We start from the raw sequence: 12,926 nt of genomic DNA, 5'->3' as shown, positions 1-12,926 counted from the left end.
CGATCGGGGGCCTTTTTGCAAACAACCGGGCCGCACCGAAAATGGCCTGCTTTTACACCGCCACACTGGCCTGGAATCCGACCGCCGTTGACACAGGAGGGCTGCCAGCTGGTGCGACCGCCTACACGCTTCGCCATAGCACGATCACGGACCTTGTGACCGCAGGGTTGCCATTGCTGACGATCGCACAGATATCAGGGACGAGCGCCGAGATGATCGAGCGCCACTACGGCCATCTCATCTGCGATGCGGCGGTAAAGGCGTTGGATGGGCTGACACTCTAGCGGCTGAATGTCTTAGCCGGCCGGGCAGGTCAATCACGACCGCGCGAACGCGATCAGCGGTTCGAAGTCTTCGGCATCGGCTGCTTTGAGCGCGGCAATATAGGCTTTGCGGGTTTCGGACGGATCGACCAAATTGGCCTGGCCCCAGCTGAAACGCGGTCGGCCGAGTTCGATTGCGAGAAGGTCGCCGACCATGCGGGAGAAGCGACCGTTGCCGTTGGGATAGGGATGGATCGCGACAACGCGGTGACTGAAGCGGACGGCAATCTCGTCGGCGGGAAAGGTCTTGTCCGTCGCCCAGTATTTGGCGTTGTCGATTGCCTGATAAAGCTCGACCGGGATGCGGTGGGCGTCGATGCCGATATTTCGCGCGGTGGTGCGGTATGTGCCCGCCCACTTCCATACATCGCCATACATACGTTTATGCAGCTCGTTGAGAAAACGGGAATCGAGCACTTCCCGCTTGCGCGACGATAGCCACTTCCTTGCGTCGGCGATGTTGGTCAGTTCGGCCTCGTTCAGTTCGGCGCGCAGCGTGATATAGGATGGAATGAGCTGTTCGCGCTCCTCGGCTTCGAGAGGCGTATTGGCATCGTCGTAACCATCAAAAAGCTGGTCGCTCATTCCTTTTCCCACAAGCGACGGTTCGGGCCGGTGAGCCACTCACCGATGAGCCGGCGCTCCTCGTCTTTTAGATCGGCGGGCGTGAGCGCCTGATTTTCGAGGCGCATCGTATGATTGAGGTGGGCGAGTTCATTGCGCACTTTGCGCGCGGCCTGATCGTAGAGAATGTCGTCGAGCGGCTTTGTGGGCACGAATGCATAGACAAACTGACAGCCCAAAGCCTCGGCCGTTTCGCGCAGAGTTTTGAGGGTGACAGCACCGGCCGTCTCCGCTTTCTCGATCGTAGTGACGCGCGACGGCGCAGCGCCCATCCGCTCGGCAAGCTGCCGTGTGGTCATGCCAAGGGCCTCGCGGATGGCTTTCGTCCAGCCACGCGGAGGCGTTACAAGCTGCTCTGTCCTTAGGAGCGCGAGCTTCTTGTCGAGGTTCTTTCTGGCAAGCTGGGCTTGCTTGTTGCTCATATGCATGTGTCCATTCTCGCTCTCGATAACATATAAATATGAGCAGAACAACGCGTCCTGAACACATATAAACGAGCAATAGTAAAAGTTTTGCTTATAAATAAATGAGCAACAGCGATTGCAATCTTGGACCGGCACCGGCGCGATCAGCTGGTCTCGGGAGGGGCCTCATCCCACCGACAGTTGTATGCTTCGGAGCGAGAGCTGCCTTGACGGCCGCCAGTGCCAAGCGCGAGATTCTGACCACTCGACATTGGTCGGCGACCAAAGGGAGCGACCCCGCCTTGGGGTGGGTGGTGCGGGTCAAACGAATTGGCCGCCCCCGGTCAGGGGCGGCCTCGCTCATCGGCGGCTATGCCGCCGCTTTCACCTCCTCCGGGTTCGCAAGTTGGTGGAGAAAGGCCACGGCCCGTTCGGCGTGCGCGGCTGCCTGAACGATGGCGCGGGCGTCGTTCTGCAAGACCTTTATCCAGCTGGCGATATAGCTGGCATGATCGGGGCGCGGCGCGATGGCTAGCCCAAGGTCGGCGGCAAGAAAGGCTGCGCCCAATTCCGCCACAAGTTCCTCGCGCGCGTAACCGGCATCGCCCCATTTCTCGCGGCCAAAGCTGCGATCAAGTCGGCTTGCATGGCTTGTCCAATGCACGGTTTCATGGCCTCGGGTGGCGTAGTAGCCTGGGGCATCGTGGAAAGCTGCAAAGGGCGGAAGCTGAATGCGGTCGGGGCCTGGCGCATAATAGGCACGGTCGCCGCCATGGTTGACGGTTGCGGGGATGCTGGCAAAGAAAGCCTCGGCTTCTCCGATGCGTTCCGCTTCGGGTGTCGGTTCCGGCATGATGTGAAACTTTTCGGGAAGGCCATCAATCTGCGCGACATTGAAGACGGTGTAGGTTTTCAGGAAACGGAAGGCCTGTTCCCGATCTTCGCCGCTGGCCTCGTCCTGCACGGTTTTGCTGCTGTCGCCATAATAGACAATTGTTGCGCCGCTCTCGCCCTTGCGGACCTGGGCGCCCAAGGCCTGGGCCTGCCGGTAGGTCATCCATGATGGGCTGACAAAGCCGGATGCCTGCGCCTCAATCCACAACAAAAGCACGTTGATGCCATGATAGGCTTGGCCGGTGGCGCGTAATGGTCGGGTCATTCCCTGTGCTGCCATGTCGCCGCCGCTCCACGGCTTCAACCAAGGCCGGGCGCCCTGTTCAAGTTCGGCCAGAATGCGGTCGGTAATGCGGCTATGGGGGTCCTGCTTGATGGTCTGCTTGGTCATGGTATTTGCTCCCTTCTTGTCAGCGCAGCGGGTCTGCCGCGCATGACCCCTGCCGACCTGGCGAAGGGCGGAGAGAGTGGGAGCAAGGTCTGGTGCCGGTGGGTGGTGCGGGCGCAGCGCAGCGAGCCACGGCCACCAAAGCATGGCCTTGCAGGGAGAGAGAGGCGGCGCTTCTTTCTCCCTCGAAACAGGGAGAGCTCGCGCCGCTGGCGGCGCTCATGACAGGGCGGGCTTGGCCGCCCTATTGCGCGTCTGGGATGGCAACCCGAATGGGCGGAAACGGCAGGGCCGGTTCAGTTGCGCTAGCGAAACAGCCCGGCCCGAAGGGGGCGCTCAGTACGCTGCCGAGGAGGCAAGGAAGCCGGTGTTTACGCCGCAATCTCCGGCGCCAGCGAATAGCTGGTGCTACGCCCGCCGGCGGGGTCTTTGACAAGGATGCCCCGCTGAACGAGATCGTTGATATCGCGCAAGGCGGTGTCGGCCGACGCTTTGGTCATCACCGCCCATTTGGCGTTGGTGAGCTTGCCCTCGAATCCGTCCAGCAGCCGGTTGATGACCTTGCGCTGGCGTTCGTTCAAAGGCTGCTCGGCAACCGATTCCCAAAACCGCGCCTTGCGCATCGCACTGGCGAGGATGGTCTCGGCACCGTCAAAGGCGCGATCAAGGCAAGCAATGAACCACAGCAACCAAGGCGTGATGTCGAGCGCGCCCTTCTGTGTCGATTCCAGCATGTTGTAATAGGCTTTGCGCTCGGTCTGAATTTGCGCGGACATGCTATAAAAGCGCTGCGCAGTTCCCTCCGCCCGTGCCAGCGCCTGATCGGCGATGGCACGCGCAATACGCCCATTGCCGTCATCAGAGGGGTGGACGGTGACAAACCACAGATGCGCAATCCCGGCTTTCAAAACCGGATCGGGTGTCGCCGTTTCGAACCAATCGAGAAATCGGGACATTTCGGCGTCCAACCGATCCGATGCCGGCGCCTCATAGTGAACCCGCTCCCGGCCAATCGGCCCTGAAACAACCTGCATCGGGCCACCTTCGGCGGTCCTCCACGCGCCTACGGTGATGCGGGTCATGCCGCTGCGCCCGGTCGGAAACAGCGCAGCGTGCCAGCCAAACAAGCGCTCTGCCGTCAGTGGCTGCGCATAATTCTGCGTGGCGTCCAGCATCATTTCGACGATGCCTTCGACGTTTCGATCAGCTTCGACCAAACCGCCGATATCCATGCCGAGACGGCGGGCAATGGAGGAACGCACCTGCTCCCTGTCGAGCACTTCACCCTCGATCTCGCTCGTTTTGAGAACGTCCTCGGTCAGGGCATGGAGCACAGCTTCCTCGCGTAGCGCGAAACCAAGCGCCTCCATGCGGCCAATCAGTCGCCCCTGTCGATGCCGCACGGCGGCAAGCGGCTGGGCCAGCTCTTCGTTGCTCCAACGCAGGGTTGGCCAATCGGCAATCTCGTGGATGTAGCTCATAATCACCGCGCCTTCCGCGGCGATTATGACGATTATTCGCCGCATAAAGCAAGATCAATCGCCGCGCTACATGCGGCGAATAGGATCGCTATTCGCCGCAAAACAAGGCTTAAACTCTGGGGTCCCAACCCCATGCCTTACCCAGGCTGCGCATAAAATGTGTCACAGACTGCCAGATTCGGCAGCTGTGAACTCAATTTATCAATCCCATCTCGCGCAAAAATCGAGACGGGGCTTTGTTCCACCCAAACACGCGCTGTGAGTAAGTCAGGGTAAGTGAGTCTTCGGTTCGCGTTATCGCCACAAAGCAATTACGCCGTTCTTCCTGCATCTCTCGGCTATCCGCGCCCTTCTTTACCGCCGCCCAGCTCGGCAACTGATCCTCGACCATCGCGATTAGGTAAACGTGCCCAAACTCTAGGCCTTTCGACGCATGGATTGTAAAGCATGGAACCGCACCGTTCGCAGGTGACGGAGCCTTTGATCTCATATCCAGCTCTTGAAGCAATACGTTGAGTGTAACGTTTTCCTGGCCGAACTGCCCCTCGATCTCTGCTACCAATTCCGACCAAGTTGATTTCTCAGTGCCGTAATCGGCAAATGGATTGTCGGTGCCGATGGCGGTGTCTTGCAGCATTTCGGCCCAACCAAACGTCGCCAGCGTAAATGAGCGGAAATCTAGCTTATCGGTGAGGGCAGGAATCGCAGAGAAGAGAAATACAGAGGTTTGCGCGCCAATCTCTGCGCGACCCAAGGCTATATTGGCGAAAGCGCGAAGCGCGCTTCCATCAAATGCCTCAGATGAAGAAATGACATTGGCTGGGTCAACTTGCAAGCCTTCTAGCGCATAAAACGCTTTACACAGTCTTCGAGCCTGTTCTCGATCTTGAGGGTTATTTGCAAGGCGCAAGGCTGCGTGAAGCCATCGCAACGGCGCACTCACGAACTCATCTTTTCTCATTGCTAGATATGCTGGAACACCCTTTGCGACGAGCTGCTCAAGTGCGCCTTCCAACGCTTTCCGAGTTCGCGCCAAAACAACACAACGCGACCGCTCCAGTTCGCTACGCGACGCAATGTCGCTAGCTACCCAAGATAATTCTTCGTCCAACGAATTGAAGCCGCCGACACGAACAGCATTCCCAGCCGCAACCGGCTTTAACGCTTGCAGGTTTTGTTTGTCTAAGGATCTCGTCGCGTTGTGGGCAATAAGTTTATTGGCAATTTCGATAACTTCCGGTGGGCACCGATAGTTCGCTGGCAATTGGACTAAATTCATATTAAAATCAGATCGAAGTCTATTAAGTCGTTCTGGGCTCGCCCCATTCCACTGATAGATTATCTGATCGTCGTCAGCCACTACAAAAAGGTTGTTACTGTCTTGATTGATCAATTGCGTAAGAAGATGATATTGCGATAAATTAGTGTCTTGAAATTCATCGACGCATATAAATTTATAAATTCGCCTAACTTGATTGCAGACGGCAGAAATTTCTCTAAATATTCTCACAGCTTCCGCTATCAAAGTCGGAAAGTCGAGACTATTACATGAAATTAGGTGACTTCGGTAAGCACCGTAAATCTCTTGGATCGGTCCCTGCTGATCCGCTGGCAATGCCAGAACCATTTTCGAAATCGAGTCTGCTGATACATCATTTTCGAGCATGCGATTGATAAGTGGCAGGAGCCTTTCGCCGCTGAAATTGAGCTCCTCAGTGTGGAGGTCGGTCTTCGCAATTGCCTCGTCAAGCAGAGCAATACGCTCGCCTTCCTGCGTGATAATCGTGAAGTCAGGCTTGAGGCCGATTAAGTGTCCGTGCTGCCTCAACACGTCGCCCGCAAACGAATGAAAGGTTGTGAGCAACACGCGATTTCCCGATCCGGGAACTAGCAATTCAATTCGTTGCCGCATTTCGGCAGCTGCCTTATTTGTGAAAGTGAGGGCGAGAATGCGGAAGTGTTTGGTGCTAGATTCCTGAACAAGACGCGCAATGCGGCTCGTCAGAACCTTAGTCTTTCCGGAGCCTGGCCCGGCCAAAACGAGTAAAGGTCCATCTTGCCAATTTACAGCTTCAATTTGGCGGTCGTTCAATGATGAAATGTCAATCATCAATCACCTTCTTTGGCTTTAGCGACTGCTAGTTCCACTGTCTCACGAAGGTATAAAGGCAGAGCGACCGATCCAAGGTTTTCGATATGTTCAAAAACAGAAAGCATTTTTGCTGGTTTTCCATCTAGATATCCTTGATTTTTTATCACTTGTTTCCAATAGGAAACAGCATCAATTGCATCGGGTAGAGGATAATTTTGAACCTTTTGTGCCGACATGGATTGTAGGTACAATTGACCAAATCCAGAATGGCATAAGTAATTCTCGATATCGAATGCTGGAACTTGGCGAATATGGTCAGCCTCGACCCTGCCGTTTAGAAAGGCGCGCGAGGTATTTATATAGCCCTCTCCAGCAGCATCGCCATCGGCAGTGGCTATCCAATGTATTCCAAGTTGATCGGCAAGCTTGATAAACGGGGCGTATCCGATGTTGGTCTCGAAACAGCAAATACCGATACCAAAGAGATCGAAGCCCATAATTCGTGCAGCTTCCTGAATTGCAAGCTCGTCGCTTTCGCCTTCAACAATAATCCAAACTTTCGCAAATAGGAGGCCACCTCTATGCCTTGTCACATGATGATTTAAACGTTGAAATTCATGCTCCGTGAATGCATTGTCTGCAATCGAATAAATTTTTACGTCGTCCCCAACCCGCCGCAAGCGACGCAACGACTTCAGAGGAACGGAAGAAAGAAGGTCACCAGAGTGGGTGGAGATAAGTTTTTGGCCGACAAATCCGCTCAGCATCTGACCGACGGCACGAACAGCGGCGGGGTGCAAATGGGCTTCTGGTTCTTCTAGCGTCAAGATCGGCACGGCGCCTTCGCCAAACTCTCCAATCAACTGTGCATCCAGAAATGCGTCAAAGAGACAAATCACGGCAAGGCTCTGGGTACCCTCGCCGTGCTGTGAAAGCGGCAACGCTGCGCCAGAGGTGCCTGAGAGCATTACCTGTGTTTTAGCGAGGATGTCGAAGACGCGATTAGGCAAGGCTTCGATGCTTACAGGCTCCGCTCCTCCGCCAAGTGGAACCATTTTTGCCGATTGAGCCAACCGGGTTTTGACGGATTCAAATCCGGTATGCGCGTCCAATACCTGCTGGTTGAGTGCTGCTATATCCTGCTCGATCTGCGCGCGGACGGCCGGGTCAATTTTTAAGGCTTTGACAAATGGTCCCCAGAAGGGGGCGCCTGCGCGAAATTCCTTGGCAGCATCTCGCAAAGCCGCGAGGTAAAATGCAGGTATGAGTTGCTGGAGCTTTCGCAATGAATTCGGGTTGGGTGGATAGGGATTGCCGGTTGGATCAAGAAATTCGGACGACGCGACAAATGAGCTTGTTGCATCATCATACGAACCAGTGACGCGAAGGGTGACGACCTGAAGCCCTCCGGCAGTCATACCAACTATCTTGTCGAGTTGCTGCACCTTCGCATCGGGCCATTCACCCTCAGCGGTTTCGGAGAATGAAACGGTAATTCTGATCGGCGGGGCGTCGGTGGGCTGGCTTTGACCGCTTAGATGGTAGTCGTACTCTGAGAATATTCCTCCTTTACGACCAAACGCGCGGCTCAATACGCTGTGAATAGCCGCCATAATTGTGGATTTGCCCGTGTTATTCGAGCCGAAAATAACGGTCGTTTCGTCCAGCCGAAGCGAAAGACTTTTAATCCCACGAAAATTCTCGATATCGAGCTGCCGTATGATCACCGCTCGGCCTTCTTGATGGTCGCCGTAACCGGATCGTATCTGAAATCTGAGATTGAACCATCCCTAATACGTTGGACGGTTTCATCAATTACATGCAGCGGAATCAGAAACCATTCTCGTGGCCGCACTGGTTTCCCGAATCGATCAGTGATCTCGATTTGGTATGCCGCTTCGGCAAAAAATCGATGAATGAGCTTTTCCAGCTTGGTCCGATTGATGTTGAAGAGCTTGTATTCGGCAATGATATCGACACCCGCCAAAAGATAGGTCGCGTCGTTCTCCGCCGCCGCAATACGCGTTTTGACACTGCCACCCGTCACGCCAATTTTGTGGATGAGCTCCCGGTGCTGGGCGATAACGGGATGGGTGGACTTGCTCCGCAGGACATAGATCGTCCCACTCTCAGTATCTTCTTCGCCGGCAGTGTCGGAAAACAGCGGTCCGGCCACTGGATCAGTAATGCGGCGCCCTGCCTCATCCTTATAGAGCGCCCGTTGCAGGGAACGGCGCAACAGGTTGCTCTCCGTCCCGTTTGAATAGACGACGCGCAAGCGGGCGTCGGTTTCACCATTTGGCGCTTTGAAGGCTTCCCCCACTTCGGCGACGTATGCAAGCTGGCCGCCCAGGATGAAGAACTGCCCCTGCACGATGTCGGCCTTCAAAAATCCCGCGTCTCTCACGAACGGGCGCGTGCTGCGGATGCCGGAATCAAGCTCAAGCTGCAAATCGGCGAAAAGTGGCTGAAACTTCGCAAAATCAAAGCAGCGCTCGCGGTTGGCAATCTCTTCGGCGGCCTGCCTTTCCTCGCGCGTCTGCACATGGCGAAGCTGGGTGATGTCATCATCGCCGCCAGGTTCAACGCCAAGTTCGGCCAGCAACGCGTCATCGTCCAACGTATCGGCAATGATGTGGCTGGCACCCGAACTCGTCTCAAGCAAGCCATGGTTGTCCATGCCGGCCAACAGCGATCGGCAATCCTCAAGCTCGCGCAAGCGATCAAGCCGCACCGCATAAAGCCGCTCAAAAATGTCACGCTGTTCGCCGTGCTGCGGCGCGCGGCCATGCTCATCGTAGAATTTCAGTATGTCCTCAAAGCCGGCAATGATCCGTTCCTGCTGCGGCGTATATGTACGCGCGGCCTTGTGCTCGACGTTAACGCCGAGCTCTGCGAGCAACTCGTCGTCGGTAAGGTCAACCATTGGCGGCCTGCTGAGCACGGTACTTGGCCAAGGCGGCTACGCCTTCGGCAAGGCGCTTTTCCCACGGGTCTTGTGATGTGATCTCGGGCGCGCGACCGCGCTCCTTTTTCCACTGCAAGGCGCGGACGGCTAGGTCGCGGGCTTCTTCATAAGGGATGCTGACCTTGCGCTTGCCGATCACAGCTGCGACTTGTTTCAGTGTCCCTTCGTTCATCGCCTTGGCGAGAACCGAATAGGCCGCTTCGAACGGATTGATCCGGTCGATCAAGTCGATGTCGAGGTCTTTCACCTCAATCGCGAACCTGCGAACCCCTTCAATCAATGCTGTGTTTGACCGAGCCTCGACATCACCTTCGGCGGCGTCTGCTCCGGCGTCACTGCCGGCCGCTAGCTGTTTCGCCTTCTGTGTCAGGTTCAACGCGGCAACCGCGTGCTGCCGCACGGCTTCCTGGTCTTCGCCCGATAACTCCGGGTATCGATCCCGCACGATCTTGCCCATTTTGAGCTGGGTCAGCTCTTCCGCCAAGGTTTCGCCGCCAACGTGCGCGCCATCGAACAGCCCGCGTTCGAGTGCGGATTTGTCCTGCACGAATGCGGTGATGACTTCGTTCAAATCCTCGGCGCAAATGCGGGTCGCCTCGGGGCTCGTCGGCGTGACAAGCCCCTTGATCTCGAAATGGAACTGGCCGCGCTCCTCGCTAAAGCCGACGTTGGTCTCGCCTTCCTGGTATCCGGCCGGTCCGTAATCGAAGTCGGCAATCGGGCCATTGTTCTTCGGCGTGAATTTGAAACGCGGTGCCAGCACCTGCTCCATGAGCAAGCTCGCCGCGATGGCTTTCAATGTGTCGTTGATCGCATCGACGACGGCGGCCTCGGACGCGTCCGGTTCGGCAATCAGATTGGTGAAGCTCGCCACTTCCTTGCCTGGTGCATCGCGGGTTGCGCGCCCGATGATCTGAATGATCTCGGTCAGGCTAGAACGATAGCCGACGGTCAGCGCGTGTTCGCACCAAATCCAATCGAAGCCTTCCTTCGCCATGCCAAGCGCGATGATGATGTCGACATGGTCACGGTCATTCTTGTGCGCCGGGTCTTTCAGCGCCGCGAGCACCTTGGAGCGTTTAACCTGGTCGCTGTCATCGACAAGGTCGGCAATCTTGATCGTGCGACGGTCCGGCAACTCGACAAGGTGGAAGCCAGTGACAGGATCGGCTCCCTTCCACACACCGAGATGTTCCATGATATGCTCGACTTCGGTGATTTTGTGGTGCGGAGAACTCTCGCGACTGTTGACATTTGGAATATGAACAATGGTTTTGCGACTGGGATCAAGAACCTTGTTGATAGCATCCAAATATGACCCGCTATAGAAAAAATAGCCGATGTTGAGCGATTTCAAATGCTCATAGCCGTTGAGCTGCTCGTAATAGGTGTAGGTAACAGTCTCGAACTTCGCCTCGTCCTCGGGCATCAAAACCGGAACGGCGTCGCCGCGGAAATAGCTACCGGTCATGGCGACAAGGTGCACCTTGTCCCGGTGGATGAAGTCGCCAAGCTGGCTACCCAGCTTGTTATCGGCGCTGGCGGAAACGTGATGGAATTCGTCCACGGCGATCAGGCGATTGTCGAACGCCTCAATGCCGAGCTGCTCGACCGCGAAGCGGAACGAGGCATGGGTGCAAACCAGCACCTTATCATCGCTGGCGAGGAACTGCCCAATAGCGCGAACCTTGGATGGATCAACGCGCTCCTCATCGGGGCCGGGCGCGTTGCACAGATTCCATTGCGGCTTCACCGTCCAGTCAGCCCAAAAACCGTACTTGGATAGCGGCTCATCGGCGAAGCTGCCGCCGATGCTCTTTTCCGGCACGACGATGACCGCCTGTTTGACACCCTGGTTGTGCAGCTTGTCGAGCGCGATGAACATCAGCGCGCGCGACTTGCCGGACGCCGGCGGCGATTTAATCAGCAGATATTGCTCGCCACGCTTGGCATAGGCGCGCTCCTGCATTTGGCGCATACCCATTTCGTTGGGTTTGGCCGATGCGCCGGTGCGCGCGGTCTGGAACGATACGGCGGGGATGGGTTTCGATGTCGTCATACTAGAGTTCATTCTGTCGGCTAAATCGGCGTAGAAAAAGCCGCGCGGTTACTAAGGAAATCTGAAGTCGAAACGTTGCATCCTCTTCCTCAGAAAGGCCGGGATGCCCGCCATGTGGATGCATTCTGCTCATTAGGCCTTGTACATATTGCGGCTTTTGATTGTTGGTGTTCCATTCATTATAGTCAGAAAGCAAGAATGGCTTGGGCAGTGTGCCCAGATAGTCACGTTTTACCTTGCTGTCGTCGCCGATTGGACAGCCAAGGGCCACTGCTATTTCGTTCAGGTAACTCTCATAGAAATTGCGAAGTTGCCCATTGGCCGAGGCCCACTCCCCTCGTTGAAACGCAGCCAGTGCCAAACCAAGATGGCCTTTCGCCGTGGTGAAGCCGCTACGGTCAAGCAAGGTAACAATCTCGCTTTCAGCCTCTCGAAAGTCTAAACCCGGAAGATCATTAGGCAGCATCCTGACGAGCGTCATTCTCTTCTTTTTCCGACCGGAGAACATCGAGTCGATATGGTCAGATTCAATTTCGATGTCCACTAGCTCAAACCCGTCAAACCGGAGCCCGGCGACGAGCTTTTTCCAAGCATCTGATTTTTGCTGACTGCTGGGAGCCTTGATGGCTTCGTTCACCAAGGCGCGTTCCAGAAGAAGGTTGCCCTGCTCGGTCATCACCTGAACCGCTTCTTCAATGGCGATCTTTGCCAAACTTGCCGCACGAGCTGGTTTACTAGATGCGCTGCAACGCCCAGCGATCCCCCATTGAACCTCTAATATTTCCATCTCGCTATGGGATTTGAAGTCCGATATGATCTCCGCAGCGGCGACAACGGTCATGCGATTAAATTGCGTCATTATTTAACACCCGCCAACTTCGTCGCTAACCCTGAACCCTTGGTTGTCATCTTGGTGTAAAGGTCGAACAATTTTTCCAGCCGTTCGGTGTCGTTTTTGAAGCGGCGGCCGATATAGATCCGCTCCAGGACTTCATCGTTCGCTTCGTGGGCGGCTCGGACGCGGGGGAACTCGGTGTCCATGCGCTCGGGATCATACATATCGGCGATGGTGGCAGGGAAATAATGCTCGCGGGCTAGCAAGATGTCCTCGGCACATTGGGCGAGGTCAGCCTTGTTTTGCTCGGTCAGTATCGGGACAGGAAGGCAATTCCATCCAATTGTGTTGGAATATGAATACCTAGTTTCAAAACGCGCGCATACAGCCCCCAACCACGCTCTGTGAATATTTGAAGATGCCAAAGCGAAATTCCAAATTTCGGCATCGTAAATAGCAAAATTTCGGTTCGAATGAATCGTATCGGAGCCGGTAAATCCAACTGGGAAATAGGCTCTGTTTTCCGATGAAACCGCAGGAACTGCTATTGTCCATCTCTCAGCAACCGATTGAATCTGTCTAAATCTATGGGGATAGGCGGCCGACGGCCTTGTCTCGGCGGCTTTGCTCGCTGCCCTAAACTCGGCTACTCGCTGTAGGCGGATACGGATTTCTGTTACTTTCTCGGCTTCCTCACGATCACAGTCTTTAATCCAAAGGCAAAATCGTCTTTCGCCCTGCATAAGTTCCTGTGAACCAAGGAACGTAGCCGGGGCAGATTCCCGGGCAGAGCGTCTTCCCTTTGGGTCGTAGCTGTGATTCACACTGCCGATGACTCTGGGAGGATCAGACCCTGTT

The 12,926-nt window shown here is 55.7% G+C and carries 10 protein-coding genes and 1 pseudogene; 1 reads left to right on the top strand and 10 read right to left on the bottom strand.

The window, feature by feature from the left end; genetic code table 11:
* Nucleotides 1-284, top strand: a pseudogene (locus FHS79_RS19060) (hypothetical protein); the annotation flags it as partial.
* A 33-nt stretch (nucleotides 285-317) separates the two neighbouring features.
* Here FHS79_RS19060 and FHS79_RS17835 read toward each other — a convergent pair.
* The 10 genes from FHS79_RS17835 to FHS79_RS17790 form a co-directional block, all read right to left on the bottom strand.
* A complete protein-coding gene (locus FHS79_RS17835) occupies nucleotides 318-908 on the bottom strand; it encodes a mobile mystery protein B (RefSeq protein ID WP_184203095.1) in 591 nt (196 codons plus the stop codon).
* Nucleotides 905-1,369, bottom strand: coding sequence for a mobile mystery protein A (locus tag FHS79_RS17830; RefSeq protein ID WP_184203094.1), 465 nt, complete (start codon nucleotides 1,367-1,369; stop codon nucleotides 905-907). The genes FHS79_RS17835 and FHS79_RS17830 overlap by 4 nt, the downstream gene beginning before the upstream one ends.
* 352 nt (nucleotides 1,370-1,721) lie before the next feature.
* Nucleotides 1,722-2,636, bottom strand: a complete 915-nt coding sequence (locus FHS79_RS17825) for an ArdC family protein (RefSeq protein ID WP_184203092.1) — start codon at nucleotides 2,634-2,636, stop codon at nucleotides 1,722-1,724.
* Nucleotides 2,637-3,004: 368 nt separating this feature from the next.
* The gene (locus FHS79_RS17820; RefSeq protein ID WP_184203091.1) at nucleotides 3,005-4,114 is read right to left on the bottom strand and encodes a Fic family protein; all 1,110 of its coding nucleotides are present in this window, start codon (nucleotides 4,112-4,114) and stop codon (nucleotides 3,005-3,007) included.
* Nucleotides 4,115-4,307: 193 nt separating this feature from the next.
* Nucleotides 4,308-6,224, bottom strand: a complete 1,917-nt coding sequence (locus FHS79_RS17815) for an ATP-dependent helicase (protein WP_207792443.1) — start codon at nucleotides 6,222-6,224, stop codon at nucleotides 4,308-4,310.
* A complete protein-coding gene (locus FHS79_RS19385; protein ID WP_184203087.1) occupies nucleotides 6,224-7,933 on the bottom strand; it encodes an ATP-dependent nuclease in 1,710 nt (569 codons plus the stop codon). The genes FHS79_RS17815 and FHS79_RS19385 overlap by 1 nt, the downstream gene beginning before the upstream one ends.
* Nucleotides 7,930-9,132, bottom strand: coding sequence for a GIY-YIG nuclease family protein (locus tag FHS79_RS17805; RefSeq protein WP_184203085.1), 1,203 nt, complete (start codon nucleotides 9,130-9,132; stop codon nucleotides 7,930-7,932). Before FHS79_RS17805 ends, FHS79_RS19385 begins: the two co-directional genes overlap by 4 nt.
* Nucleotides 9,125-11,233, bottom strand: coding sequence for a DEAD/DEAH box helicase (locus FHS79_RS17800; RefSeq protein ID WP_184203083.1), 2,109 nt, complete (start codon nucleotides 11,231-11,233; stop codon nucleotides 9,125-9,127). Before FHS79_RS17800 ends, FHS79_RS17805 begins: the two co-directional genes overlap by 8 nt.
* A gap of 1 nt (nucleotide 11,234) precedes the next feature.
* Complete coding sequence (locus tag FHS79_RS17795) at nucleotides 11,235-12,074, bottom strand: hypothetical protein (protein ID WP_207792442.1); 840 nt, start codon at nucleotides 12,072-12,074, stop codon at nucleotides 11,235-11,237.
* Nucleotides 12,075-12,091: 17 nt separating this feature from the next.
* On the bottom strand, nucleotides 12,092-12,926 hold an 835-nt coding region (locus FHS79_RS17790), incomplete at its 5' end, for a type IIL restriction-modification enzyme MmeI (protein ID WP_341534482.1).

It is taken from the genome of Polymorphobacter multimanifer, assembly GCF_014205635.1.
Classification (GTDB): domain Bacteria; phylum Pseudomonadota; class Alphaproteobacteria; order Sphingomonadales; family Sphingomonadaceae; genus Sandarakinorhabdus; species Sandarakinorhabdus multimanifer.
Note: the sequence above shows the minus strand (reverse complement) of the source record. Positions and strands in the feature narration are given on the sequence as shown.